Genomic DNA, 25,641 nt, shown 5'->3' with positions numbered 1-25,641 from the left:
ATCCTTCCATGACCTCCGAGCTTACCCTGCACAGGCGCAAACCGACCCGGCCCTTAATCTCTTTGGTGCCGATGATCGATGTTTTGCTGATCCTGCTGGTGTTCTTCATGGTCACCTCGACCTATCTGAATCTAGACATGATCCCGGCGCTTGCTCAATCAGACAGCCCGGCCCCAGAACAGCAGGCGTCGGGCGAAACCAACGCCAGCGCTTTGTTGATCCGCATCGGCGCTGACGGCGCACCTTATCATCAGGGCAAACCACTGACCCTGTCCGAACTCGACACATTGTTGGCATTGCGTCTCGAGGATGACCCGTCAACTCAGGTCATCATTCTGCCCACAGGGGGTGCGGCACTGCAATCGCTGGTATCGGTGATGGACAGTGTGACACTGGCAGGCGTTGTGAACATGCGTGTCGTGCGGCTTGAGGCCAGCCCATGAGGATCACACGCCCTGCCCCCCGCACGCAGCCAGAGACCATTATCGCTCTGATCGATGTGGTTTTCTTTCTGCTAGTGTTCTTCATGCTGATCGGTCGCATGGACGCTACTGCACCGTTTGATGTGACCCCGCCAACGGCCACTACCGGTGCAGATATGCCTGCCGGTGGTATCACCTTGTCAGTGGGTGCTGATGGTGTGTTGGCTTTGGACGGCGTCGAACTGAGCCAGCAAGACGCACAGGGCACAGTGCTGGCGCGGATCTCTGACAATCCTGAAACGCGTGTGCGCATCAACGCCCATCGTGACGCGATTTTGCGCGACATCCTGCCCCTGATCGCGCGGTTTGAGGCCATGGGTGCGCGCGAGGTAGTTCTGGTCGTGACACCTCCGGGGCCGATCCGGTGACGGGCGGACCGCTGATTTGGGGGGCCGGGCTTGTAGGCTCGGTCGCGCTGCATGTCGCTGGGGCGCTGCTTTTGCTCTGGACCATCGACCCCGACCCGGTGCTGGACCAGCCCGTTCCCGAAACGCGGATGCAATTGTCGGCCCACCAGGTGAAGCAAAGCCAAGCGGTAGAAGCCCAACTGCAATCCGATGCGGCCCGGGCCAAAACCGCCAGCGGGGCGCGTCTGGATCAGGGTGTCATAAGGCAATCCAGCGCTGCCGCTGCCCCATTGCCACAGCAATCGCTTGCAGCGTCACCGCCACAAACCAACGCGCAGCCCCCGCTCGCGCATACCGCCAACCGGATCGAAGCGCAGCTGGCGCCAACGCTGGGCCTAACCGAAGTTACCAGCGCCGCTGAGGTGCTTGTGAGTGCCAAGGTTTCCCCGACCCCTGTCACCGCTACGGTTGTCAACCAGGCATTGTCCCGACCCGCAGAACTGGAGGCACAGCCCATTGTCTCGGCCACCCCGGCGACGGAGACGGCGCAGGCGGTTTCGCCACAACCTGTTGCGCTCAGACAATCCGAGCCCGACACGACAACAGCCGTGGCCTCAGATGTCATGTCAACAACCGGAGACGGCCCGATTGACCCCGTCTCGCTGGCCGCAATCCAAAGTTTCATGCGCCCCGAGGATGCCGCACAGGCTGCGCAGGATTTGCGTGACGGGATCGATGGCCTGCTGGCCCAAGTGCCCTGCTCCCGCCTGCAGGTGCAGTTCCAACCCGAAACCAACACGCTTGAGGTGATCGGCCATATTCCCGAAGACGGGTTGCGCGCTCCGACGCTTGCGGCGTTGCAGGCCCAGATGGGCGAGAATATCCGCGTCGCCGACAACATCCTGCTGCTGCCCCGTCCACAATGCGGCGCGCTGAGCGGAATTGCAGATGTCGGCCTGCCGCAATCCACGGACCAGATCACCAACCCTCTGCTGATCGGCGACGATGTGCACGCGCGCGAATTTCGCTATGTCCAGGGTCAGCAACTGGTTCTGGATCTGTCCGGCGCAGATTATGACGCCTATGTCTATGTGGATTATTTCGATGCCGATGGGCAGGTGATCCACCTCAGCCCCAACGCGTCAACACCGCTGGAGCTGACACCGGCCAAAGCCTCGCTTCGTATCGGAGCAGATGAGCCCGGCGAACCGGGGCTATTCATCACCATCGGCCCACCTTACGGCCAGGAGATCGCGGTGGCCTTTGCGTCTTCGGTGCCGCTTTACCAGGACGAACGGCCATTGGTCGAACCCGCTGATGACTACCTGAGATTCCTGAAATCCCGCATTTCTGCGGCCCGCTCGGAGAACCCGGATTTCAAAGGTGAATGGGTCTATTTCTTCATCACCACCGCAGCAGAATAGCCTAGACGTCAACCTATGCTGTCGTGCAAGCCGAGCGCAGCCCGTAGATCGCGAACCCGTTCGGCGTTATCTTTAGCAAGGCTGCCATCTGCATTGTGCAGATTGTTTTCAAACCCGATCCGCATCTCGCCACCCATTTGGTGGGCCTTGACCAGGCAGGCCGTTTCAGTCTGACCGAAGGCACATGCCATCCAGCGCGTTGGCCGAATGCCGACATCCAGAAACGGTTGCAGGTTTTCCGGGCGACTTGGCAACCCGTCCTCATAGCGCCCCAACACAAACAGAACGCGCTGCGGCTTATCGGGTATCACATGCCGGTCTTGCAGTTCCTCAAGCCACTCCCGATCTTTCGGAGAATAGAGAATGTGTTGGATTTCAATGCGCGACTCATCCGCCCAGTGATAGAACTGCCGCGCCGTGGCATCATCGGTACCGGTCATTTGTTCCCGCAATGCGACCGAGACACGCTGCGGCATCACATCTCGGACCAGTTTTCGTTGATCCGCAGCATCATATCGGTCGAGGCTTTCGGTGGTGATCTGCAACTGCAATTCCGATACCTGCAGGGTGCATTCCTGCAAAACCTCGCGATATTGCCCGGCATCCAGCAGGTGATTGCCTGCGCTGTCGCGAACATGTGCATGAAGGGCGTCCGCCCCAGCGGCATGGCACTCCTGTGCGCAGGCGATCAGTTCGGCAACAGTTGTCGGGACAGCAGGATGATCCGCCTTGGTCTTGCGACCACCATTGGGCGCGACCATGATAAACGGCTTTTTGAACTCATTCATGGCTGCTGTCTGGTTGCTTTGCGCCGGGCTGGCAAGAGCCTTTCTTCTGCTTTTCCTTTGTCGCTTGTTGCGTTGAAATCAACGGGCGACTTCAAACGCCTTGCGACATCAGCAAAAGATGGTCGGTGACAGCGACAAAAAACAAGACACTGCCGGTCAGCACAAACACATGCCAGATTGTGTTGTGAAAGGGCAGCCATTCCATCAGGTAAAAAACCACACCGATCGTATAGACCAGGCCACCCGCGATCATAAGCGTCAGGACAAAGGGCGATAGCTCAGCCAGCATCGAATGCCCGGCAAGCACAGCCGCCCAGCCCATGATCAGATAAAGCGCAAGGCCGAACCAGCGGAACCTGTCCGGGTCCAACATTTTCAAAACAGATCCAAGCGTGGCCGATGACCACAAACCCACCAAAAGCCCGGTGGTGGGGGCGCCTGAAAGCACAAGAAAGGGCGTATATGTCCCTGCAATTTTTACATAGATGCCCGAATGGTCCAGACGGCGAAACAGGTCGGTCATGCGATGGGTGTCGAACATGTTGTAAACCGCCGAGAACGACAGCATCAGCACCAGGGTGCAGCCATAGATTGATGCGGCCAAAACGGCTTCGGTCTTGGGGTGGCTGTAGGCTGTGACCCATATGAGGATTGGCACCGCGATGACGGCTGAGGACACCCCAAGTACATGAACACATCCGTCACTGATACGCTCTGCCCGGCTATAGGCTGGTCGGATATGCGCAAAAGACATCATGGATCAAAGGTAAGCGCACAGAACCCTCGCAACAAGTTAACAAAACCGCGAGTGTGAGCGCCACGCCTATTCCGGCGTGTCATCCGGTTTGGGATCCTTGTACCGGTTCAGATCAAAAATCCCCGCCTGTAATGGGTCGCTTGCGGCAAAAGCCTGATGCAACTGGTCGCTTGATGGCCAGAAGTTCGGGCTGGTCCGGCGCACACCAAAATTGTTGACCAAAGTCAGATAGTCCTCCTGCGTTGCGATGGATTTCACCTCTTCTGTAAACACATCAAGCTGTGCTTGTGGCACCCGAAAGAAGAAATTGGGATAGCTGCCGAAGAGCCCCGGGAGGATCGTCAGAACATCCTCGTCAGGCTGGCGCCGGGACGGCTCGTGAAACAGAAACGCGATATTGGAATGCGCTTTGTCATGGGCAATGGTGAAGATCTGATCCTCTTTGTCCGGGGTCTCAATGATCAAGACCGAGAGATCTGGAAAGAACTTGGCCCAATGTCCAGGTTCAGCAGCGATGGTACGCAGGGCCTGATCCCTGCAGGTTTCGTCCGTGCACCGATTTATCGGGTCAGACAGAGGCCAAAGACCACCGCCTCGCGCAAGTAACGCTAGCAGAAATTCCTGTTTCGGTTGGTTTGTGGCATACGCGATCCCGGTGGGAAACGTGTCATCCACCCGCCGCTGATGCCAGTAGGTATGCAATTGGGCCAGAGGCCCGCTATACCAGCTCTTATGAATCTCTGGACGGCTCTCACGTGGCATGAAGGTCAGGAATAGATCCTCGCTCTCCATCCGCAACTCGTCCATGTAAAGCCGTGTCGCCAGCTGATGTTCAATCCGGCCAAAGACATCGAAACCGGCAACTAGGTCGTAATAAATCCGCTCGAACACGGGGTAGTCGATCACCCATGCGGTTTCCGGGATCGCACCGTGAAATCCAGTCATGGCCGACGCGTTGTCGAAATTGCGAAACACCGTCAGTAGGGCGTTTGTGTTCGTGCCCTCACCGTCCCAGATCGCGTCATAGCCAAACCCTTGTTGATGCGCCGGGCTGGCACGGTATCGGGCGTCGCGGAATTCAAGATAGCGGACCTGATTTTTATGGGACAGACCATGCAAATCGCCCAGCTTTCCCCGATCGACCTGCGCCACCGGCAATTCCAGGAAGGCGGCGCCGTCTTGTAGGAAACTTGGGTCGGTGACCGACAAATCCGCGTCCGGGTCCAGGAAACTGACCCAGAACCGATCCTCAATAACGTCAACCGCTGTGGCCCCATGACAGACCGGGCCGCGGATAAAGCTGCGCACAAAAAACAGGGCGTCGTCCAATAGAAACTGATAGCGCGATCGTGGGGGCAGGCTGGCGAAGGTAGTGAACGGATCACCACCCTCGGCATCTCCGTAAGGCGGCAACCCAGCCAGCGTCCAATCGCTGTCCAAAAACAGCTCTTGATACCGCGCCATGCGGTCGGCGCCCAGCGAGTAAACCAGATGCTCTTTGTGGACAATGGTTTCGTCGATCACCCGCAGCCTGTAGTAGAACGGTCCGTCTCCGGGGCTGTCGAACGGGCGGCGGGTTGCGATGACATCGATCTCTTGGCCGTACGGAGTTCTGGATCGGACCAATTGGAAGAACCGTCTGGGGTCATCCCCGACAAAGTACAGATGGGCCAGGAACAGGTGTTCGTAGAGATAGCGGCTCATCAACTGGGTCCGCATATCTGAGGCGTTCAAAAAGGCCTCCCATTCGGCAAGCTGACGTTGGATGTCTTCCGGCACCTCGGTTTGTACTGTAGGTACAACCGCTCCTGCGCGCGCCCAGGCCGCCAAGGTTGCATATTCGTCATCGCCCAAAGCTGCGGCTGCATAGGGCATTCCGGCCAATGGGTTGTTTTTGGCAAACGCGTCGAACTGATCGGGCGTGGGGCAAACCAGAGTTCGATCAACCGCAAGCTCCAATGCCTGCGGGACAGGCGCATTCGTGGACAAGGGAGTCTGCCTCCCCAACTCAAGATAGCGTTCGATCAGATTGGCCGAGGCTTCTGCCTGCTGCGGATCACGGGTGACAGAAAAGAATCCAAGATCCCGCCAACCTGCCACGGTTGTAGCATCAATCCCCAGCCGCGTGGGCTGCGCATCGCTCAGACGTTCGGTGTGATAGACAGGCTGCTGGCTCGCGCCGCGCAGAATACCTTGTGGGGATGTCAGTTTAAGCTGACAGGGTGCGTCATAGCAGCTGTGGCAGACAACACAGCGCTTATCCAGAACCTCTTTCACATCCTTCCAAGCAGGTTCAGACAGCGTATCTTGGCTATGCGCCATGATTGGAAAGCAAAGCGCAAAGACCAGCCAAAGCACCCCTGCGTTCCATTTCTGACCCGTGTGTTGTCGATCATGCGGCATGTCCGGCCCCCTGTTCGGCAGATGTCTGCAAGACCCATGACACCCCGATCCGAGATCGGATACAAGCCGGGACCGGATTAAGTTTGCCGGAATGAGTCCCTGAATGAGCAAGACTAAACCGAGCCGTCCTGAATTTCGGCCAAAAGCCAGGATTTCAAGCTTTGGGCGCCTTCGGACAAATGCTCATCCGCGCGCCCGACCAGATAGAAGTTGTTTGGCGCCGGGATCGCGTGCTCATCCAAAGCCACGAGCTTTCCGCTGTTCAGCATCGGGTGCACCAGGCGTCTCCAACCCAAGGCCAGACCCGCCCCTTTGCGCGCCAGTTGCAAGGCCAGCGCATAGCTGTTCACCCGCGATTGCACGGGAACCTGCCCGGTATATCCAAGTGCCTGAAACCAGGCGGGCCATGTGGTCCAGCTGCTGTCATGAGTGTCGAGATGGATCAGAGGCTGCTGCGCAATGTCAGCAAGCGTGGCCCCTTTCAGCTGAGTGGCCAGTGTGGGGCTGCAGACAGGGGTCAGCACATCCCGATAGAGTTGCGTATGCGGCAGAGATGATCCGGGCGCGTGGCCATACCGTATGAAAAAATCCACATCAGATCGATCGTTAAAGGCCGTATCCTGTGCCAGCTGGTTCACCTTCACATGCGGGTAATCCTGCCAGAAGCGGATCACCGAGGGGGACAACCAAAGGGCCGCCACCGCAGTGGTTGCGCCCACGGTGACATGGTTTTCCGAGTCCCCGCTGCGAATTTGTTCAAGCACTTTGGACACTGTCTGAAAAGAGGTGCTGAGCGCCTCGCACAGTGCGGTGCCCCCGTCGGTCAGAGCAACGCCGCGGTGACGGCGGATGAACAACGCTGCCGACAGCTCGGTTTCCAGGGCCTTGATCTGGTGGCTAACGGCCCCCGGGGTGACAGACAGCTCGACGGCTGCGTCCTTGAAGCTCAGATGGCGTGCGGCGGCCTCGAACGCCGAGAGCGATGCAAGCGGTGGCAAGTTGTAGTGACGTCGAGACATTGGCTGCGAGCATATCCAGTTGGCTTGAGCGACATTCACCCCAGCTTGGCAACAAATCTGTCAGAAATCCACTTGTTTCACCGCCCCATGCGCTCACCAAACGGCAACCGGATCGCCCACTACGGATTTGTCGACTTCGATGCCCAACCCCGGAGCATCCGGCACCATCACGCCGCCATCCTGGACTGGAGCATCAAACCTCGCGGTCGACAGAGTTACCATGTCGCGACAATCCAGAATGCAGCGCAGGAAACGCCGCGGTACGGTGGACCCCAGATGAGCAATGGCAGCAAAGGCAATGGTTGACCCCACCGTGTCCTGCACGCTGAGTGTCAGACCGGCGGCGCAACAGATATCGCGATGACGCCGCCCATGGGTCAGGCCGCCCGCTTTTGAGATTTTCAGGCCAATCCCGTCAGCCACATCCTGCGCAATGATCTGAATGATGTCCTGATCCTGCTGCGCCAACTCATCGATGATGATCGGGACATTGCATCTTTGCCGCAAAGACAGCGTCTCGCGCCAAGTGGCACAGGGCGCTTCCAACACGAAATCGAGCCCTTGGGGCAGCAATCCCAACATCCGAAGCGCGGTTTCCGGCAACAGGCCACCGTTTGCATCAACGATGAAATACTCACCCGGCAGGCGGTCCGCCAGGGCGGCAGTGATCCGTTCCGCATCCAGCGCCGGACCACCTTCGCTGTCCAGCGCACCGATTTTGATCGAATGCCCTTGATACCCCATGCTGCGATGTTCGGCGACGCGGTGGCGCATGTCTTCGGGCGTGCCCGCATAGATCGACGAGATGATGGGCATGCGATTCCCCGTCGACCCGCCCAGCAAAGCACAGACGGGCATGTTCACGGCTTTGCCAAAGATGTCCCAGCACGCCACGTCCAGCGCGGTTTTGGCGTGGTTGTGGCCCACAAGCGCTGTATCCATTGCATCATTGATCCGATCCACATGGCGCGGATCGCGACCGATCAAATGTGGTGCGATCTCGGCGATGCCAGCACGTACTCCACGCGCATGAGCGGCGATATAGCTCGCCCCAAAGGGCGTGCTTTCACCCCAGCCTTCGATCCCGCACTCTGTTTCGATCCGCACGATCCCGGCGTCAAAACTGCAATATGTGCGGCCACCGGACAGCTGATAAACACCACCCGAATAGGGCAGTTCAACCTGATACAGTTCGATGCGCTTGATTTTCACTCAGGCACCTCGGGCGGAAGCAGAACAAGCTTGCCGATATGCCGTTTTGCCAGAAAATCCTGTTGAGCGCGGGCAATCTCTTTCAACGGATAGGTAGCCGACAAGGCCGGACGGATCTCACCCCGTTCGATATATGAGACAAGGTTCGGAAACACCTCTTCAGCTTGGTAGGTCGAGCCGAAAAGTGAGAGGTCTTTGAGGTAGAGCGTGCGCACATCCAGCTCTGCCATTGGCCCTGCGATGGCCCCTGCGGTTGCGTAACGGCCTCCTCGGCGCAATACCTCAAGCATGCTGGGCCATTGCGGCCCCGCTACCAGATCGATCACCACATCTACCGACATTTTCCCCAAACTGGTTACTAAACCGGCATTGCGGTCAATAACCTCGTCGGCACCCAGATCCAGAACTTCATCAGCTTTCGATCTTGAAGACACGGCTATGACATATGCGCCCCGACGTTTGCACAATTGCACAGCCGCTGAACCCACGCCGCCTGACGCGCCGGTGATCAGCACGCGCTCGGCCCCGACCGAGGCTCGGTGCAGCATATTTTCCGCCGTCGAATAGGCGCAAGGCATCGAGGCGAGTTCGGCATTGGTCCAACCGCAATGAACGGGATGGGCAAATTCGGATTTGGCCAAGGTGAATTGCGCAAAGGCACCATCGCATTCCGAACCAAAAGTGATGCAGCTGAAGGGCGGGTGTTCGCGCAAGGGTTGGATCGATTGCACCAGCACTCGTTGCCCGATCCGCGACGGGTCAACGCCATCCCCGACGGCCTTGATATATCCGCAGGCATCTGCGCCCTGAATGCGCGGAAAGCTCAGCGGAGTGCCTGACCAGCTGGCGTCGCTGTTATCAACACTCTCGAACCCCTGAGCGCCACCGGTTTCAGTGTCTTCGGTCACCGCTTTGGAATACCAGCCGATCCGGGTGTTGATATCGGTGTTGTTGATGCCTGCCGCCGCAACGCGGATCAGAACTTCGCCCGGACCCGGTGAAGGTACCGGTATATCGGTGCGGTATTCAAGCTTGTCCAATCCGCCATGACCCGTCAGCACGACCCCTGCCATCGTTCTGATCATGATACCGCCCCCTTCGGTTAACAATCCCAACTCGTCCTATACCATCATACCCTAAACCATCGGCTCAAACGCCCCTTTGCGTCAAATGCCCAAACGCTCGGCACGTCCCCGCTCGTACAGTTTACGGTTCAACTCCTCTGCTTCAGGTGCGCCATGTTCCAGCGCGTAGACAAAAGCGTGTGTAAGATAAAAACAGGCGGCATCGTAGTCCTGTCGCACCTCTGCAACCTCAGCCGCTTGTTGATACAACTGAATCAGCGCCCGCACGTCCTGCTTGGCGTGGGCCTGCAACAGCTGCTGATCCAGTTTGTTCAGGTCCACTGTCAGTCCGCGTGCGGCGCCGAGCGCGCCTTTTCGATCTGCGAAGCAACCCAGTGATGAAAACAATGCGTCGGTCCGTCCATCACAGGTGAAAAGCGGCCACCGTCGAACTTAATGCCATGCCGGCCCTTTTGCATGCCTTCGACGACAAACACATCCTCTTCGAAAACCGTTTTCCAAAGAGCCGCATTCTGGGCGCGCAAAGCTTCGTGCTCGGGTGTATCCTCGGGGGGTTGAGCATAGTAGAGCTCGATCCGTTCGTTCGAGCGCTCATGGCTGATCGGGTCGATGATAAAGGCAAACCCGTGGTCGCGCTGTACGCCCAACAAGGTGTTGGGATAGACAACGATATATTCGGCCCCTTCGGTCCATTTCTCGCTTAACCCAGCGAAATCATCCAGCTTTTCGCCCGCCTCCCCTTCGAATTGGCGGTACACATAGGTGCCCTGGCCGGAATACTTACCCAGTTCGTTGATGTTGTAATGGTCCTCAAGACGGGAATAGCTGTTCAGCCCGGGATGCACCCAGGGCAGGTGATAGCTTTCGCAGAAATTCTCGACCGCCAGCTTCCAGTTTGAGGCCAGTTCCAGATGGACCGAAGCGCCGTCTCCCCCGTGATACATCGGTTGATCGAAATCCTGCCAGCGCTCCATCAATTCGCCGTGCACCTCTTCGAAGTCAGGAGCGGTGCCGTCGATATTCACAAAGATCACATCGCGCCAAACATAGGATCGGATGCGGATCAACCCCAGATCGGCATAGTCCATATCCTCATGTGTATTCTGACCGGGGCCACCAACATGCGGTGCTGCTTTCAGCGTGCCGTCCAGCCCATAGCACCAGCTGTGATAGGGGCAGCGGATCGCGCCGCGGATCTTGGCAGGCTTGTCCACTAAGATCATTCCACGATGGCGACAGGTGTTCTGAAACACGCCTATCTGGCCTTCGCGATCTCGCACCATCAGCAAAGGCATCCCCAGAAACTCGATCGGATAAGCATCGCCCGCTTCGGGGATATCCTTGCCAAACCCAATGCCAGACCAATTGGCAAACAAGACGGCATCACGTTCTTCCACAAAGACATTCGGGTCGATGTAATGGGCGTTGGGCAGACCTTTGGCCTTGTTAACCTCGGTCAGAACAGATGAAAGCGAGACGCGTGTGTTCATCGATTACTCCTGATTGTCCAGAATGGGCTTGGTATCAGGACCCATTGGCAATGCTATTGATCGATCTTCAATATCAAAAATCCTAACCGATGAGTGAGCTTGGCTAAATTGAAATCTACAAAGGCTTAGATGCGGTGTTCTCAGCGTCCGTCGATGCTGGTGGAAGAGCCACCTTGGTCAAAAGGCGCGAGATTCACGCGCAATACGTCTGAAAAAGGGAAAAAGGCCGCGAAAATTCTCCGTTTCAGGCCGATTTCGCGGACTGTGCGCCCGTTGGTGCTGATACAGATTGAAGCCACCGACCACGAATGAGAGCTCAGATGTCAAAAACTTGTTATGCCTACCAATCCATCGCCCGCGCCACTCATGAACATGGGGTCGATACCATGTTCGGCCTGATGGGTGACGCGAATCTGTTCATGGTCGACAGCTTTGTGCGCGACTGCGGCGGGCGGTTTGTCGGTGCGGCGCATGAGGCGAGCTCGGTCCTGATGGCGTTGGCCTATTCCTATGTGTCAGGCAAGGTTGGGGTGGCAACAGTAACGCATGGCCCGGCGCTGACCAATTGCACAACTGCCCTGACCGAGGCCGCGCGCGGCAATGTTCCGATGGTTGTTCTGGCTGGTGACACACCGGTCAGCAACCCGCGCCATGTGCAGGGCATCGATCAGCGCGAGGTTGTCAAAGTCACCGGTGCCGGATTCGAACAATTGCGCTCGCCCGAAACCATTGGCGCGGATGTGGCTCGTGTGTTCTATCGCGCGCAGATCGAACAGCGCCCGATTGTTCTGAACATGCCTGCTGATTTCATGTGGCAAGAGGTTACGCACAGCGCCCATGTTCTGAACGTTTACAACGCACCCACCGGCGTCGCGGAGAGCGATATTCTGGATGACGCGATAGGCATGATCGCCTCGGCACGGCGACCGTTGATCCTGGCCGGAGCCGGGGCCGTTGCAGCCAAGGATCAGATCATCAAGCTGGCCGACCGGCTGGAAGCGCCGCTTGCCACCACGCTCAAGGCCAAGGGCCTGTTCAACGACCATCCCTATAATATCGACATCTTCGGCACGCTCTCGACCCCTGCGGCCTATGAGTTGATTGCTCAATCCGATTGTATCGTCTGTTTTGGCGCGCAACTGCATGATTTCACAACCGATCGTGGCAAGCTGATGAAGAACAAGCGGGTGGTTCAGATCGATGTTCAGGCCTCGGCCATTGGTGGTGGGTTGCACCCGGATGCTGCGTTGATCGCAGATGCCGGACTGGCGGCAGAGACGATCCTGTATTGGCTGAACGAGGCGGAAATCCCAGCCAGCGGCTTTACCCGCGAATTGGATGTACCAACGCTTACCGCCCATCCCGACCCTGCGGACAAAACTGCGGGCGGTTGCATCAACTATATCCACGCGCTGAACCGGCTTGAGGCTGAGCTGCCCCAGAATCGCGTGATGGTTACCGATGGGGGTCGTTTCATGACCGAGGTCTGGTGTCGCCTATCCGTGCCCGACCCTCACAGCTTTGTGCCGACCGCCAATTTCGGATCGATTGGCCTGGGCTTGCAAGAGGCCATCGGCGCGGCCATTGCCGAACCAGACCGCCCCACGGTTTTGTTCTGCGGCGATGGTGGGTTCATGATGGGCGGCATCAACGAATTCAACACAGCCGTGCGGTTGGGGCTGGATCTGATTGTCATCATCGCCAATGACTCGGCCTATGGCGCTGAACATATCCAGTTTATCGACCGCCAGATGGACCCAAGCCTGACTGAATTCAACTGGCCCTCGTTTGCCGAGGTCGCAAAGTCACTGGGCGCAGACGGGGCCGAGGTGCGCACCAAAGACGATCTGGAGGCTGCACTTGACGAGGTCAAAACCCGCAAAGGCCCGTTCCTGATCGAGCTTCACCTGGATCCCCATGATGTGCCGCGCATGCGGATCTGAGCCTGCCTAACTGGCTGCCCAAGTGCAATCTGTTCACCCCATATCAGTTGGGGTGACGCGCAGTCAAAAGGACCATTGCGAATCTATCTACCTATTGGTAGGTAAATGTGTGAACCCTTCATACCGTGTGATCTCACCACCAGAAAGGAATTCCCTCATGGAACTGAACTCCGATTTTACGTCCCGCGTGGTGGTTCATTCTGATCAGCTTGATTGGCAAGCTTCGCCGATGAAGGGAGTCGACCGCCGAATGCTGGATCGGATCGGTGGTGAAGTTGCCCGCGCAACAACAATCGTGCGCTATGCGCCGGGCAGCAAGTTTTCCGCGCATACCCACACCGGGGGCGAAGAGTTCATTGTACTGGACGGAGTGTTTCAGGACGAACACGGGGATTTCCCGGCAGGCACCTATGTCCGGAACCCGCCGACCTCGGCACATACACCGGGGTCCGAACCGGGCTGCACAATCTTCGTCAAGCTGTGGCAGTTCAACATGGACGACCGAACGCAGTTTCGAAAAGACATGGCGGCCGAGCTTGCTGCGCCCGTAAACGGAGTTGCCACCGCTGCTTTACACGAAGACGCCCGCGAGATCGTCACCTACAGCCACATTGATCCGGGTGCGCAATTGTCGTCGGATGCGAAGGGCGGAGTCGAGTTGCTGGTGATTGACGGCGAGATCACAGCCGGTGCTGATGTTCTGCGCAAAAATAGCTGGTTACGCCTGCCCGAAGGGGAAGCGCTGGCAGCAACAGCGGGTGCGGACGGTGCAAAGATCTGGATGAAAACCGGGCATTTGCCCTATGCTCAAGCCCCTGTGGTGTGACAGATGACTGACCCTAAACCCCTTGCTTTGGTGGCCGGTGCCGGCGCTGGCCTTGGCCAATCTCTTCTGACCCGCTTTCAGTCTGCCGGTATGGAGCCGGTCGGGCTGGGCCGCACGAGACCCGAAGACACCGTTGGCACGTTCCATCAGGTTGATCTGTCAGATCCCGACAGCGTGTCGCCGATAATAGCTAAACTGATCGCCACCCATGGCCCACCCAAGATCGTTGTGCACAACACCGCTGAACTGGTTATTGCCCCCTTCGCCGGGACAACACTGGAAGACTATCAGCGCACTTGGGCTTCGATGGTTCAATCCCTTGTGGTCCTCGGGCAATCGGTGCTGCAGCCGATGGTGCGGGGTGGTGGAGGCACCTTTATCGTCTCGGGCGCAACGGCATCACTGCGCGGTGGCGCGAGGTTTTCGGCTTTTGCCTCGGCGAAATTTGCCTTGCGCGGTCTGACCCAATCGCTGGCGCGGGAATACCAGCCTTCCGGGATACATGTGGCGCATGTCATTCTGGACGGTATCATCGATACGCCGAGATCCCGCGAACTGCACAGCCCGGATCCGTCAAAGATGATGAAACCCGATGAGATCGCCGAAGCCTATTGGCAATTGGCGCAACAGCCCGCGTCAACCTGGACCCATGAGTTGGATCTGCGCCCGGCTACAGAGGGTTTCTGAGCAATGCAGACCGAAACGCTGATCATCGGCGCAGGGCTTTCAGGCCTGTCACTCGCGACGCAACTGGCCGAAACGGGTCAGGACTATCTATTGGTCGAGGCCCGCGACAGGATTGGGGGTCGCATACTGACCGAGCGGTCAGGGGCCGGTTATTTTGATCTGGGCCCCTCATGGTTCTGGCCCGGACAGCCCCGGATCGCGGCGCTGATCAGCCGGTTGGGGTTGGAGCGTTTCGATCAATACAGCATCGGAGCGCTCAGCTTTGAGGATGAGCAGGGCCGCGTGGAGCGTGGCAGAGGCTTTGCCTCGATGGAGGGCTCGTATCGGGTCGAAGGTGGGTTGGCTGCCGTGACAAACGGATTGGCGGCACAGCTCAAGCCGGATCGGCTTATGCTGTCGACACCCATTGTCGGCCTGACGCGTACACCGAACGCGATCGTCGCTACCGGTAATGCAGGACAAGAGATCAAGGCAAAGCAAGTCGTGTTGGCCTTGCCACCACGGGTCGCAAGCCGGATCACGTTTTCGCCTGTGCTGCCGCAAGCCACCCGGACCGCGATGACGGGCATTGCCACCTGGATGGCGGGTCAGGCCAAGGCTTTTGCGGTCTACGAGACTCCGTTCTGGCGAGAGGCGGGGCTTTCGGGCGACGCCATGAGCCGCTGCGGACCGATGGTGGAAATTCACGATGCCTCACCTGCAGAAGGTGGACCCTACGCTTTGTTTGGCTTCATCGGCGTCCCGCCGCAAGCCCGGCAAGACGCGTCAAGTCTGCACCAGGCTCTGCAAGATCAGTTGATCCGACTGTTTGGGCCCAAAGCCGCGGACCCTATTGCGCTATTTGTCAAAGACTGGGCGTTTGACCGGTATACGGCGATCGAATCTGACCAGCGACCATTGACTGCGCATCCGGCCTATGGGTTGCCACAAGCCATGTCGGGCCTTTGGGATAACGCTCTGATCTTTGCTGGCACCGAAGTTGCCACGCAATTCGGAGGCTACGTGGAAGGCGCCCTCGAAGCCGCAGAAAACGCCATGGCCCGGATCGAAAGGAAAACCCCTGCCCCACAAGAGCACTGATACCAAAACGGCGCTGCTGGATGTGGCCGAGCTTGCTGTGCGGTCGCGAGGGTTTGATGGATTCAGCTATGCGGATCTGGCGCAAGTCGTTGGGATTCGCAAAGCTTCGATCCACTATCATTTCCCGACCAAGGCGGATCTGTCAGCGGCCTTGGTCGAACGCTACCACAATGCGCTCGACCAAGAGTGCCACCGGATCGAAACTCAGCACAAAACTGGGCGCGACCGGTTGCAGGCCATGATCCAGCTTTATCGAGACGCGCTGAATGATGGCACGACCTTATGCCTGTGTGTGTCGCTGATCAGCAGCCGCGAAAGCCTGTCCATTGGCGTGATCGAAAAAATCAAAGCTTTCCGCGCAATGATGGTCGCCCGATTTGCTGAAGTCTTCCGGCAATGCCAACAAGATAATTCGATCCGCGACGTGTCAGATCCCATGGCCGAGGCCCGCGCCGCCCTTGCCCTGCTGGAAGGGGCGCATTTGTCGGCGCGCGCTGAAAACAGCGTTGACGCTTTCGATCGTGCATTGTGGATATTGACGTCCCGTTTGCGGTAAAGCTGCTGCTCGCAAAGGCGTGGCTGCGGTCTGACAACAAGCTGTCTGCCGGAAGCCTTTGCCCCGCCCATGAGGATTGACGCATCGACGGATAATCTGAATCGTGACAGAGTTACGCATGCTTGGACCCCGAAAAGGAATGCGGTTTGTCGGATACAGAAATGTCAAAACGAAAAGCCATCATCGCGCATTGCAGGGCACTGAACAGCAGCGGGCTTAATCAGGGAACAAGCGGTAATATCAGTATCAGACACCAGGATGGGATGCTGATCTCTCCGACCAGTCGCCCCTATGACAGTTTGCAACCCGAAGACATCGCCTTTGTTGATCAGAACGGCATAGCCACAGGCAAATTTGCCCCGTCAAGTGAATGGCATTTCCACCTCGACATTCTGCTGCAGCGTCCGGACGTAAACGCCGTTGTTCACGCGCATCCGACCTATTGCACCACTTTGGCAATTATGGGCAAGGAAATCCCACCCATTCACTATATGATTGCAGCGTTTGGCGGCGCGACCATTCGATGCGCTCCGTATGAGATCTATGGCACCGCTGCCCTGTCGAAGGTCGCGGTAGCGGCGCTTGAAGGGCGTAAAGGATGCCTGCTGGCACATCACGGCATGATCACTGTGGGTCAGTCGATCGAACAAGCCTTTTGGTTGGCCGGAGAGTTAGAGGCCCTTGCGCGCCAATATCACGGCTGCCTTGTTTTGGGCGAGCCGCCCCTGCTGAGCAATGCGCAGATCGAAGAGGTTCTTGAGAAAATCAGTGGATACGGTCAAAACCACAGTAGCTGACACCGTATTCTTCACACAGCGAACACATCACATCTTAGAATGTTCATCGCGAAAAACCTGGCTTTTTCGCGCGGATCGTTCAGTATTCTGAACAAACGAATTGAAGGGTCGCGAAACCCAACATGCTTGACCTACTCAGCGATATCCTCACGCGGCTGTCCATGCGTGGCACCTTGTATTTCCGAACGTCCTTCAGCAAACCCTGGGGCGTGGCCGTGCCCCAGCATCAAAACGTGGCGCGATTTCACTATGCACATCGGGGTGCATGTCTGGTCGCGGTCGTTGGGCTGGAAGAACCGGCATCTGTCGAACAGGGCGACCTGATCATCATCCCCCATGGCGCGCCGCATGAGCTGTATTGCGGTCACAAGCCCGAGGAAACCATTCTGCCGCTTGAGACAGTATTAGAAGACTCCGGCTATGACGGATCGGGGGTGCTGGTATATGGCGGGAACGATCAACCGCTGAGCGAAACGCAATTGATCTGCGGGCATTTCTCGTTCAACGCGCAGTCGCGCCACATTCTGTTCGAGCGTTTGCCGCCGCTGGTGCATATCAAAAACTATGGCGAGTCTGCTGGCAAATGGATGGATGCGACGTTGCGGGTAATAGGCGACGAGGCCGGAGCGCACCGGATGGGTGGCGATCTGATTGCATTGAAGATGTCAGAGGCGATCCTGGCCCAAGCCATTCGCAGTTTTCTTGAAAGCGACCTGGCTGAGGATTGGAAATTGGCCGGGTTTTCGGACAAGAACCTTGCTCAGGCCTTGGACGCATTTCATCAGAATCCACATCGCGCATGGACTGTTGAAACGCTGGCAAGTTCGGCGGGGATGTCGCGCACCAGCTTTGCAGTGGCCTTCCAAAAGAAAATGGCCATGACACCCATGGACTATGTGACAAGCTGGCGTATGGAGCTTGCCAAACAGGCGCTGTTGGATCCTCTGAATACTGTCGCCGACGTAGCCGAGTCCGTAGGATACGCATCAGATTCCGCCTTCGCGCGCGTATTCAAGAAAGAAACCGGTTTTACCCCTGCAGGGTTCAAACGCCTCGAAAACGCAAACCGTGCAATAGTTTGAACGTTCTGCGCGAAAAAACGAACGGGCGGACATTCATAGATCGAAACAAGCCCCGTATTTCTTAGTTATCGGCAATATTGACCGGATTGAGAAAGGAAAACACGATGCCTCGTTTCGTTACCAAAACCATTCACGCATATCTCGACTATCCTGTTGCTTTGAGCTTGGTTGCCATGCCCTTTCTGTTTGGGCTGGGCGCCTCAAACCCGCTAGCTTTTTGGCTATCTGTTATCACAGGTGTCGCCGCTTTTGTGCTGACGGTGTTGACCGATCATCACCTGGGTATGATCCGGGTGCTGCCGTATAAACTCCACCTAGCGGTCGATGGATTGGTCGGTGCTGTCTTTGTCCTTGCCCCGTTCGTGCTGGGCTTTGCCGGTCTCGACATGTGGTATTATGTCATTCTGGGCGTTACGGTCCTTCTTGTAGTCAGCTTGCATCAACCGGACGAAGCAGGCGCGGCCACCTAAACTACACGGGGGACCAGGCATTCTACTCGGCCCCCCGATAATCTTCGCAATTGACGGGTGGATCAGGCCAGCTGTTTCAGCCTCGGCATCAAATCCAGTAGTTCTTGAGTGTAGGGATGCTGAGGTGCGTTAAAGAGCTTGTCTGTCTCCTGAACCTCGACCAGCTTTCCTTGCCGCATAACACCTACACGGTCGCACATTTGGCGCACAACCGGTAGATCGTGACTGATGAACAACATGGTCAGGCCAAGGTGGTCTTGCAGGTCCTTGAGGATGTTCAGGATCTGCGCCTGAATCGAAACGTCAAGCGCGCTGGTGGGCTCATCGCAGATCAAGAACCTGGGCTGTGTCGCCAGCGCCCGAGCGATACAAATTCGCTGGCGCTGGCCCCCTGAGAACTCATGCGGGTATTTACGCCAGGCATCCTTTGCCAAACCGACCCAATCCAGCAGTTCACGCACGCGGGGGCCGATATCGGCTTTGGGTAAGATCTTGTGGTGATGAATGGGTTCTGCGACCAGATCACCGACCTTCATGCGCGGGTTGAGGCTTGAGAAAGGATCCTGAAAGATCATCTGGATCTGACGACGGTACCCTTGCAAAGCATCGGCCCCCATGGCCGTGACATCCTCACCGTCAAAGATCACACGGCCACCGTCCACGGGGTAAAGCGTGCCGACCATACGAGCCACGGTTGATTTGCCCGACCCACTTTCGCCGACAAGTCCAAAAACTTCGCCATCTCGGATGTCAAAGCTGACCTGATCCACAGCGGTGAAATACTGCCTGTGCGACGGAAGAATCGCGCCCTTTTGCAAAAAGGTTTTGGTGATGTTTTCAACCTCAACCAACTTGCCGGATTTGGACAGATCGGTTTTGGTCCAATGGGCTGCCAGATCGTCGATCTTGAACGTGCTGACACGGTCGCCATAGCTGACCATGGGAAACCGCTCGACCTTGGTATGGGGCCGTGGCACCGCAGCGATCAGCGATTTGGTATAGTCATGTGTGGGCGCGCCCAGGATCTGATCCGTTGTGCCGCTTTCGACCACATGGCCGGAATACATGACCGTCACCGTATCAGTGGTATCTGCAATGACGCCCATGTCATGGGTCACAAGAATGACGCCCACCTGACGTTCCTTGGCCAGTTCCTTGATCAGATCCAGCACCTGCGCCTGCACTGACACGTCCAACGCGGTTGTCGGCTCATCCGCGATCAGCACGCTGGGCTCGGTGCACAAGGCCAGCGCGATCACCACCCGCTGACGCATCCCGCCGGAAAACTGGTGCGGATATTGGTCGAACCGATCGGCCGGGTCCGGGATCGAGACCCGATCAAGCAGCGCAATCGCGCGCTTTTTGGCCTCGGCCGCTGACAGGCCCAGATGCAGCTGGATGGTCTCGACCAATTGCTCGCCCACGGTAAAAAGCGGGTTGAGCGAGGTCAGAGGGTCCTGAAAGATCATCCCGATCTCTTTGCCCCGGATCCGGCGTTTGTCTTCGGCGTCCAGCGCGTCGATGCGGCGACCGTTCAGCCACACCTCACCCTCGGACACATGCGCCGGAGGGTCCAGCAGCCCGATCACCGCGTTGCCGGTCATCGATTTGCCTGCGCCGCTTTCGCCCACAACGCCCCGGATCTCACCGGGATGCAGGTCATAGGTCACATGCTCGACCGGTTTGAAAATGCCGTGGCGCGTGGGGATTTCTACCGTCAGGTTGCGGATCGAAAGAACGGGGTCGGTCATTTCAGCCTCGGGTTCAGAACATCACGCAGCCAGTCGCCCAGCAGGTTCACACTCAGCGCCAGCGCCAGCAAGGTGCAGGCCGGGAAGAACAAGATCCACCATTCGCCCGAGAACAGGAACCCCTGCCCGATGCGAATGAGCGTCCCCAGCGAGGGCTGTGTCGGCGGCGCGCCTACGCCCAGAAAGCTGAGCGTGGCCTCGGCGATGATCGCAAGCGCCAGCGAGATCGTGGCGATAACCAAAACCGGTGACAGCACATTGGGCAGGATATGACGCAGCATGATGGTCAACGGGCTTTGCCCGATGATGCGCGCGGCGGCGACATAATCCTTGTTCTTTTCTACCAAAGTGGCCCCGCGCACGACCCGCGCAAACTGCACCCAATCTGACAGGCCAATGGCCAGGATCAGCACCCAGATGGCCATCTGGTCACGGTATTCCACCGGGGTCACACCCTTGGCGATCCCAAAGATCAGCATGGCCAGCAGGATCGACGGAAACGTCAGCTGCACATCCGCGGTACGCATGATGATCGTCTCGGTCCAGCCGCCAAAATAGCCCGACAACAGGCCCAGGATGATGCCCAGCACCATGGCAAACAAGACGGCGGCGACACCAACAAACAGAGAAATACGCATCCCGTAGAGGATGGTGGAAAACACATCCCGCCCCTGATCGTCGGTGCCCATCAAAAAGCTTTCACCGGTGAAGGCGTTGGGCTGCATCGGCGGGGTAAAACCGTTCATCAGGTTCAGGCTGGACGGGTCGAACGGGTTTGTCGGTGCTATCAGTGGTGCTAGGACCGTCGCAAGGATCAACAACGATGCAACCGCAGCCGACACCATGGCCACCGGAGAGCGGCGAAACGCGTAGAACTGATCGCTGTCCAGAATAGTTTGCAGACGGCTCATGCGCTGACCCTCAGACGCGGATCGATAAAGGCATAAAGGATGTCGACCGCAAGGTTGATGGTGACGAAGATGACCGAGATCATCATCAGATAGGCGGCCATGACCGGGATATCGACGAACTGGATCGCGTTGATGAACAAGAGGCCAAGACCCGGCCACTGGAACACCGTTTCGGTGATGATAGCAAAGGCGATTATCGCCCCCAATTGCAGGCCGATAATTGTGATGACAGGCACCATCGTGTTTTTCAACGCATGGCGAAAGTTGATGGTCCGATCGCTTAGGCCCCTTGCACGGGCAAAACGAACATAGTCCTGTCTCAACACCTCGAGCATTTCGGATCGCACCAGACGCATAATCAGAGTCATCTGATAGAGGCCAAGCGTGATTGCCGGCAGGATCAGCGCCTTAAGACCGCTGGCCGTCAGCAGCCCAGTATTCCACCAGCCCAAATCCACAACCTCGCCGCGCCCAAAGCTGGGCAGCCAGCCCAGTTCGACCGAGAAAACATAGATCAGCAAAATCCCGATCAGGAAGGTGGGCAGAGACACCCCGATCAGCGATGCCGACATGATGAAATTCGCTGCAAACCCGTCGCGTTTGATGGCGGTGAACACTCCCAGCGCAATCCCTAAGACAACCGCAAAGATGGCCGAGACCAATGCCAGTTCCAGCGTCGCCGGAGCACGTTCGGCCAGGATTTCGGCAACGGGGCGGCCTTGGCGAAAGCTGACCCCAAAATTGCCTTGCACCGCTTCTTGCAAAAACTTGACGTATTGCACGGGAAACGGTTGATCCAGACCAAGCTGCGCGCGCAAACGCTCTACATCTTCCATGGTCCGTTCCTGCCCCAGCATGTTGTCGATCGGATCACCGACAAACCGGAACATGGAAAAGGCGACAAGGCCCACGACAAAAAGTACCAGCGCCGACTGGGCAATGCGCCTGACGATGTATGACAGCATTTAGTTGACCGTGACCCAACGCAGCAGGAAGAAATTGTCAGGGCGCTGGGTCAGTTCGACATTGCTGCGCGCACCCCAGACCAACGGCTGGACATAGAGCGGAACATAAGCCACCTCGTCTTGCAGTATTCCCGCAACCTCATCCAGCATCGCCTGACGCTTGGGCTCATCGATCTCGGACTGGATCAAGGGCAAAAGCTCATCCACGCGCGCGTTCGAGTAGCCGCCAAAGTTCCAGGACCCCAACTTCTTTTCCTCATTTGGAGTCGAGGCAAGAAAGCGCACGGGATGTTCAGCATCGAACGTGCCCGGCGACCAACCCAACAGGTACATATCAAAGTTGTCGGCGCGCAGTTCCGGCCAATAGTTCTGCACCGGCATCGCATCCAGCGTCACGTTCAGACCAGCCTGAGTCAGCATGGCCGTGATCGCCTGACAGACCGACTCGTCATTCAGATAGCGGTTGTTGGAGCATTTGAAGCTGACCTCGGCCCCTTCGGCCCCGGCCTCAGCGAGCAGCGCCTTGGCACCTTCCAGATCAAAGGCGTAAGGGTCGGCATTCGCAGCCGAGTATCCGCGCATCGCGGGGCTGACCAATTGGCTGGCCACTTCGGCATTACCGCGCATGATGGTCTGAAGGATGGCCGGAACATTTACCGCCTTGGCCACAGCCTCGCGCACACGGGCATCTTTGAACAGATCCGAGCTGCCCTGCCCCGTTTCGCTGGCACCCTCTTTCTGGTCAAAGCCCAGCATGATCACGCGAGCCTCGATACCCTGAATGACTTTCACATCCGGGTTGCCCTGCAAGCGGGCGACGTCCTGAATGGGCACAGGGTTGATGAAATCCACATCCCCTGACAGCAGCGCGGCCAGAGCGGTTGCGGGGTTCTGGATCGGCACCAGTTCCGCGCTGGTCAGGTTGTGTTCAGCCTCATCCCACCAACTGTCAAAGGGCTCCAGAACCGTGCGCAGCCCGGGCTCGCGTGCGGTCACACGGAAAGCACCAGTGCCGTTGGCGTTCAGCGTGGCATAGTTCCCGGCTTCTTTATCTGGCAGCGCCGCGTCATTTGCCTCGGCCCAACCACTGTCCATGATCATCCAGTTGGCGATGCTGTCCGGGAAGATCGGGTTTGGCGCGGTGGTCATGACGTCAACGGTATAGTCATCAACCTTAACCACATCGCTGACCGGTGCAAACCAGCTGCGTGTGTCCGAGCTTTCGTCCGACGCGCGCTGATACGAAAAGATCACGTCATCTGCGTTGAACTCGGACCCATCATGAAATGTCACACCTTCGCGCAGCTTGAACCGCCAACCCGCACCGCCATCGATGGTTTCCCAACTGGTCGCCAGAGCAGGCTCGATGGTCATGTCTTTGCCACGACGCACGAGGCCTTCATACACATTGTTCAGAAAACCCAGCACCGGGGCCGAGTTGACCGCGTGCGGGTCCATGGTTTGTGGATCGGTTGTCACGGCGAATTTGAACTCTTCGGCCGCAACGGGCATGGCAAGCGCGCCCATCAGCGCGGCAGTGGTCAGACGTTTCATGATAGCTCCCACTTCATATGGTGACGGACCCCGTGGGTCGGAGCCCGCCAGAAAGGTTTAGTTCAGGCCGAAATGCTTGACCATGGGCTGATCCTCGGGATCAACCTCGATGGCCAGGTTTTCTGCCATGCCCCAGTTCAGCACCTGATGGTGGATCGGGATGTACAACTGCTCGTCCTGCACAACACGCCAGATATCAGCGATATCCTTGTTGCGCGCGTCCAGATCGGTGTTCGAGGCAAGCGATTTGATCTTCGCATCAAGATCGTCGTTGTCGAAACCGGTACCGTTCCAAGTGCCGATATCACTTTCGCGACCATGGACCAGGAAGTTGAAGATGTATTCCGAGTCATATGTCGGAACACCCCAACCCAGCATGTAGAAATCGGTCAGACCATCGGTGATCAGCGGGAAATGCTGTGCTTTTGGCTTGGCGTCGAGGTTCACCGTGATCCCGATTTGACCCAACATGCCAACCGCTGCCTGACAGATACCCTCATCGTTGATGTAGCGGTCATTCGGGCAGTCCAGCCGGATCGAGAAACCGTCCGCATAGCCTGCCTCGGCCAACAAGGCCTTGGCCGCTTCGATATCAGTGCTGCTTTCGGCGTCCATCTCGGCCGTCCAGCCGTTCACAAACGGAGGCGCAATCATCCCGGCGGGTTGAGATTGGCCGCGCATGACAACCTGCTGAATGGCATCGCGATTGATCGCTTTCGACATCGCCTGACGTACGCGTACGTCCGCCAGAGGGTTCTTGCCGTCAATATTGTCGGCTTCGATATCGTCCGCGCCCTGGTTCATCCCGAAAAAGATCACCCGGTTTTGTGGGGCCTGTTTAACAACCAACCCATCGACGGCATCGACCCGCTGAAGATCTTGTACCGGCATGTCCTGCAGGAAGTTCACCTCACCCGACAGCATTGCCGCAACGCGGGTCGCATCGTTTTGGATGGGGGTATAGATGATCTCGCTGATCGCCATTGGAAACTGATCGCGTCCCCAATAGTCCTCGTTGCGCTCCATGACGGTTTTCACGTCGGGTTCACGGCTGACCAGTTTGTAAGGACCGGTGCCATTCACATTGGTGGTCGCAAAAGTGATCTCACCACCTTCGAAATCCTGCACGTCGACTGTGTTGTTCGCTTCGGTCCAGTCTTTGTCCATGATGAACAGATCGGTCAGGTTTGCAGGCAGGATCGGGTTCGGACCATCTGTCACGATCTCGACCGTATGGTCGTCAACCGCGCGCACTTCGACAATCGAATTGATCAGCTCTTTCATGTCCGAGTTTGGCTGTTTCGCGCGATTGATGCTGAACACCACATCCTCGGCAGTGAAATCCGCTCCATCGTGGAATTTCACACCCTGGCGCAGGTTGAATACCCACACGTTCGGATCGTCCGCGCTAGGGGCCCAATCGGTGGCAAGAGCTGCTTCGAACGCACCAGACGTGTCGCGAATAATCAGTGGCTCATACATCTGATGGCGCACAGTATGTGTCGGCCCTTCGTTCTGCGAATGTGGATCAAGCGTGAGCGCATCGCCCGACCGCGCCCACCGCAAGGTTTCCGCACTGGCCAACGAGGTCGTCGTCATCAATAGCGCAAGCGCTAGCATAGGTTTTTTCATTTTTTACTCCCGTTTTGCAGACATTTAGCTGCGGTGAATTCGCGATTCTCTGTCACGAATTTCTATGAACGTTATGGCTGCGGATAGCATACCAACTGCGGACGCATGTCAATCAGCGATCGTATGGGATTAGTTTGGATCAACTACCTGAGTTTCGGCGTCAGGTAAGCTTGTCGCAAGTAAAGGACGATGCAAATGTGTGCCGGTTAGAACCTTCGAGCGCCTAGCTCAAAACAGGTGAGACGAGGACTTGATACTCATTAAAACACGGAATGATGCGCCGGGAGTTGCCGCGTCTAAAGGTGAACACAGGTTCGACTTTTTCATGGCTCGTAATGGTACAATCAAACGATGCTGTCTCGGCTAAACGTCTTAAACTG

General features: G+C 57.4%; 24 protein-coding genes. 11 read left to right on the top strand and 13 right to left on the bottom strand.

Annotated elements, in window-relative coordinates; translation table 11 throughout:
- The first annotated feature begins 8 nt into the window (after positions 1 to 8).
- The 3 genes from GOV38_RS13010 to GOV38_RS22600 are packed head-to-tail and all read left to right on the top strand — an operon-like array spanning position 9 to position 2,253.
- On the top strand, positions 9 to 443 hold the full coding sequence (locus GOV38_RS13010; protein WP_171208211.1) for a biopolymer transporter ExbD: 435 nt from the start codon (positions 9 to 11) through the stop codon (positions 441 to 443).
- On the top strand, positions 440 to 850 hold the full coding sequence (locus GOV38_RS13005; protein WP_171208210.1) for a biopolymer transporter ExbD: 411 nt from the start codon (positions 440 to 442) through the stop codon (positions 848 to 850). Before GOV38_RS13010 ends, GOV38_RS13005 begins: the two co-directional genes overlap by 4 nt.
- Complete coding sequence (locus GOV38_RS22600) at positions 847 to 2,253, top strand: DUF4384 domain-containing protein (protein WP_171208209.1); 1,407 nt, start codon at positions 847 to 849, stop codon at positions 2,251 to 2,253. Before GOV38_RS13005 ends, GOV38_RS22600 begins: the two co-directional genes overlap by 4 nt.
- Before the next feature lie 8 nt (positions 2,254 to 2,261).
- Here GOV38_RS22600 and GOV38_RS12995 read toward each other — a convergent pair whose 3' ends face one another.
- From GOV38_RS12995 to GOV38_RS12960, 8 genes are all read right to left on the bottom strand, one after another.
- The gene (locus GOV38_RS12995; protein ID WP_217352089.1) at positions 2,262 to 3,041 is read right to left on the bottom strand and encodes a 3-keto-5-aminohexanoate cleavage protein; all 780 of its coding nucleotides are present in this window, start codon (positions 3,039 to 3,041) and stop codon (positions 2,262 to 2,264) included.
- Between the two features lie 91 nt (positions 3,042 to 3,132).
- On the bottom strand, positions 3,133 to 3,798 hold the full coding sequence (locus tag GOV38_RS12990) for a hemolysin III family protein (RefSeq protein ID WP_171208208.1): 666 nt from the start codon (positions 3,796 to 3,798) through the stop codon (positions 3,133 to 3,135).
- 66 nt (positions 3,799 to 3,864) lie between these two features.
- Positions 3,865 to 6,201 (bottom strand): fatty acid cis/trans isomerase, encoded by a 2,337-nt coding sequence (locus GOV38_RS12985; protein ID WP_254430470.1) that lies wholly within the window; start codon positions 6,199 to 6,201, stop codon positions 3,865 to 3,867.
- 113 nt (positions 6,202 to 6,314) lie between these two features.
- Positions 6,315 to 7,220 (bottom strand): LysR substrate-binding domain-containing protein, encoded by a 906-nt coding sequence (locus GOV38_RS12980; protein ID WP_171208207.1) that lies wholly within the window; start codon positions 7,218 to 7,220, stop codon positions 6,315 to 6,317.
- A gap of 93 nt (positions 7,221 to 7,313) precedes the next feature.
- A complete protein-coding gene (locus GOV38_RS12975; protein WP_171208206.1) occupies positions 7,314 to 8,432 on the bottom strand; it encodes a mandelate racemase/muconate lactonizing enzyme family protein in 1,119 nt (372 codons plus the stop codon).
- On the bottom strand, positions 8,429 to 9,517 hold the full coding sequence (locus GOV38_RS12970) for an alcohol dehydrogenase family protein (RefSeq protein ID WP_254430469.1): 1,089 nt from the start codon (positions 9,515 to 9,517) through the stop codon (positions 8,429 to 8,431). The genes GOV38_RS12975 and GOV38_RS12970 overlap by 4 nt, the downstream gene beginning before the upstream one ends.
- An 81-nt stretch (positions 9,518 to 9,598) precedes the next feature.
- Complete coding sequence (locus tag GOV38_RS12965; protein ID WP_171208205.1) at positions 9,599 to 9,838, bottom strand: hypothetical protein; 240 nt, start codon at positions 9,836 to 9,838, stop codon at positions 9,599 to 9,601.
- 2 nt (positions 9,839 to 9,840) lie between these two features.
- Positions 9,841 to 11,007, bottom strand: coding sequence for an aromatic ring-hydroxylating dioxygenase subunit alpha (locus tag GOV38_RS12960; RefSeq protein WP_171208204.1), 1,167 nt, complete (start codon positions 11,005 to 11,007; stop codon positions 9,841 to 9,843).
- Between the two features lie 320 nt (positions 11,008 to 11,327).
- Between GOV38_RS12960 and GOV38_RS12955 the strand changes: the two genes are divergently transcribed.
- From GOV38_RS12955 to GOV38_RS12920, 8 genes are all read left to right on the top strand, one after another.
- Positions 11,328 to 12,950 carry a thiamine pyrophosphate-binding protein gene (locus GOV38_RS12955; RefSeq protein WP_171208203.1) on the top strand — a complete coding sequence of 541 codons (1,623 nt, stop codon included), beginning with the start codon at positions 11,328 to 11,330 and terminating at the stop codon, positions 12,948 to 12,950.
- Between the two features lie 157 nt (positions 12,951 to 13,107).
- A complete protein-coding gene (locus GOV38_RS12950; RefSeq protein ID WP_171208202.1) occupies positions 13,108 to 13,776 on the top strand; it encodes a cupin domain-containing protein in 669 nt (222 codons plus the stop codon).
- A 3-nt stretch (positions 13,777 to 13,779) separates the two neighbouring features.
- On the top strand, positions 13,780 to 14,463 hold the full coding sequence (locus GOV38_RS12945; protein WP_171208201.1) for an SDR family NAD(P)-dependent oxidoreductase: 684 nt from the start codon (positions 13,780 to 13,782) through the stop codon (positions 14,461 to 14,463).
- A 3-nt stretch (positions 14,464 to 14,466) separates the two neighbouring features.
- Positions 14,467 to 15,543, top strand: coding sequence for an NAD(P)/FAD-dependent oxidoreductase (locus tag GOV38_RS12940; RefSeq protein WP_171208200.1), 1,077 nt, complete (start codon positions 14,467 to 14,469; stop codon positions 15,541 to 15,543).
- 22 nt (positions 15,544 to 15,565) lie between these two features.
- Entirely contained in the window at positions 15,566 to 16,099 is a 534-nt protein-coding gene (locus GOV38_RS12935) for a TetR/AcrR family transcriptional regulator (protein WP_371808501.1), read from the top strand.
- Between the two features lie 161 nt (positions 16,100 to 16,260).
- Positions 16,261 to 16,896 carry a class II aldolase/adducin family protein gene (locus GOV38_RS12930; RefSeq protein WP_171208199.1) on the top strand — a complete coding sequence of 212 codons (636 nt, stop codon included), beginning with the start codon at positions 16,261 to 16,263 and terminating at the stop codon, positions 16,894 to 16,896.
- Between the two features lie 122 nt (positions 16,897 to 17,018).
- Complete coding sequence (locus tag GOV38_RS12925) at positions 17,019 to 17,978, top strand: AraC family transcriptional regulator (protein ID WP_171208198.1); 960 nt, start codon at positions 17,019 to 17,021, stop codon at positions 17,976 to 17,978.
- Positions 17,979 to 18,082: 104 nt separating this feature from the next.
- Positions 18,083 to 18,448 carry a hypothetical protein gene (locus GOV38_RS12920; protein ID WP_171208197.1) on the top strand — a complete coding sequence of 122 codons (366 nt, stop codon included), beginning with the start codon at positions 18,083 to 18,085 and terminating at the stop codon, positions 18,446 to 18,448.
- Positions 18,449 to 18,510: 62 nt separating this feature from the next.
- Here the strand turns inward: GOV38_RS12920 and GOV38_RS12915 are convergent, their stop codons facing one another.
- The 5 genes from GOV38_RS12915 to GOV38_RS12895 are packed head-to-tail and all read right to left on the bottom strand — an operon-like array spanning position 18,511 to position 25,261.
- Positions 18,511 to 20,199: an ABC transporter ATP-binding protein gene (locus tag GOV38_RS12915; protein WP_171208196.1), complete on the bottom strand. Its 1,689-nt coding sequence runs from the start codon at positions 20,197 to 20,199 to the stop codon at positions 18,511 to 18,513.
- Positions 20,196 to 21,110: an ABC transporter permease gene (locus tag GOV38_RS12910; RefSeq protein WP_171103297.1), complete on the bottom strand. Its 915-nt coding sequence runs from the start codon at positions 21,108 to 21,110 to the stop codon at positions 20,196 to 20,198. The genes GOV38_RS12915 and GOV38_RS12910 overlap by 4 nt, the downstream gene beginning before the upstream one ends.
- The gene (locus GOV38_RS12905; protein WP_171103295.1) at positions 21,107 to 22,075 is read right to left on the bottom strand and encodes an ABC transporter permease; all 969 of its coding nucleotides are present in this window, start codon (positions 22,073 to 22,075) and stop codon (positions 21,107 to 21,109) included. Before GOV38_RS12905 ends, GOV38_RS12910 begins: the two co-directional genes overlap by 4 nt.
- Positions 22,076 to 23,629 (bottom strand): ABC transporter substrate-binding protein, encoded by a 1,554-nt coding sequence (locus GOV38_RS12900; protein WP_171208195.1) that lies wholly within the window; start codon positions 23,627 to 23,629, stop codon positions 22,076 to 22,078.
- 57 nt (positions 23,630 to 23,686) lie between these two features.
- Positions 23,687 to 25,261: an ABC transporter substrate-binding protein gene (locus GOV38_RS12895; RefSeq protein WP_171208194.1), complete on the bottom strand. Its 1,575-nt coding sequence runs from the start codon at positions 25,259 to 25,261 to the stop codon at positions 23,687 to 23,689.
- Between the last annotated feature and the right edge of the window lie 380 nt (positions 25,262 to 25,641).

It is taken from the genome of Ruegeria sp. HKCCA5839 (assembly GCF_013035585.1).
Classification (GTDB): Bacteria; Pseudomonadota; Alphaproteobacteria; order Rhodobacterales; family Rhodobacteraceae; genus Ruegeria.
This window is presented reverse-complemented; position numbering and strand designations above follow the sequence as displayed.

Coding starts and splice junctions, on each gene's coding strand:
- GOV38_RS12940 (WP_171208200.1), top strand. CDS start 14,467: ATGCAGACCGAAACGCTGATCATCGGCGCAGGGCTTTCAGGCCTGTCA.
- GOV38_RS13005 (WP_171208210.1), top strand. CDS start 440: ATGAGGATCACACGCCCTGCCCCCCGCACGCAGCCAGAGACCATTATC.
- GOV38_RS12930 (WP_171208199.1), top strand. CDS start 16,261: ATGTCAAAACGAAAAGCCATCATCGCGCATTGCAGGGCACTGAACAGC.
- GOV38_RS12980 (WP_171208207.1), bottom strand. CDS start 7,220: ATGTCTCGACGTCACTACAACTTGCCACCGCTTGCATCGCTCTCGGCG.
- GOV38_RS12925 (WP_171208198.1), top strand. CDS start 17,019: ATGCTTGACCTACTCAGCGATATCCTCACGCGGCTGTCCATGCGTGGC.
- GOV38_RS12910 (WP_171103297.1), bottom strand. CDS start 21,110: ATGAGCCGTCTGCAAACTATTCTGGACAGCGATCAGTTCTACGCGTTT.
- GOV38_RS12995 (WP_217352089.1), bottom strand. CDS start 3,041: ATGAATGAGTTCAAAAAGCCGTTTATCATGGTCGCGCCCAATGGTGGT.
- GOV38_RS12960 (WP_171208204.1), bottom strand. CDS start 11,007: ATGAACACACGCGTCTCGCTTTCATCTGTTCTGACCGAGGTTAACAAG.
- GOV38_RS12915 (WP_171208196.1), bottom strand. CDS start 20,199: ATGACCGACCCCGTTCTTTCGATCCGCAACCTGACGGTAGAAATCCCC.
- GOV38_RS12970 (WP_254430469.1), bottom strand. CDS start 9,517: ATGATCAGAACGATGGCAGGGGTCGTGCTGACGGGTCATGGCGGATTG.
- GOV38_RS12895 (WP_171208194.1), bottom strand. CDS start 25,261: ATGAAAAAACCTATGCTAGCGCTTGCGCTATTGATGACGACGACCTCG.
- GOV38_RS12990 (WP_171208208.1), bottom strand. CDS start 3,798: ATGATGTCTTTTGCGCATATCCGACCAGCCTATAGCCGGGCAGAGCGT.
- GOV38_RS12945 (WP_171208201.1), top strand. CDS start 13,780: ATGACTGACCCTAAACCCCTTGCTTTGGTGGCCGGTGCCGGCGCTGGC.
- GOV38_RS12920 (WP_171208197.1), top strand. CDS start 18,083: ATGCCTCGTTTCGTTACCAAAACCATTCACGCATATCTCGACTATCCT.
- GOV38_RS12985 (WP_254430470.1), bottom strand. CDS start 6,201: ATGCCGCATGATCGACAACACACGGGTCAGAAATGGAACGCAGGGGTG.
- GOV38_RS13010 (WP_171208211.1), top strand. CDS start 9: ATGACCTCCGAGCTTACCCTGCACAGGCGCAAACCGACCCGGCCCTTA.
- GOV38_RS12955 (WP_171208203.1), top strand. CDS start 11,328: ATGTCAAAAACTTGTTATGCCTACCAATCCATCGCCCGCGCCACTCAT.
- GOV38_RS12950 (WP_171208202.1), top strand. CDS start 13,108: ATGGAACTGAACTCCGATTTTACGTCCCGCGTGGTGGTTCATTCTGAT.
- GOV38_RS12900 (WP_171208195.1), bottom strand. CDS start 23,629: ATGAAACGTCTGACCACTGCCGCGCTGATGGGCGCGCTTGCCATGCCC.
- GOV38_RS12905 (WP_171103295.1), bottom strand. CDS start 22,075: ATGCTGTCATACATCGTCAGGCGCATTGCCCAGTCGGCGCTGGTACTT.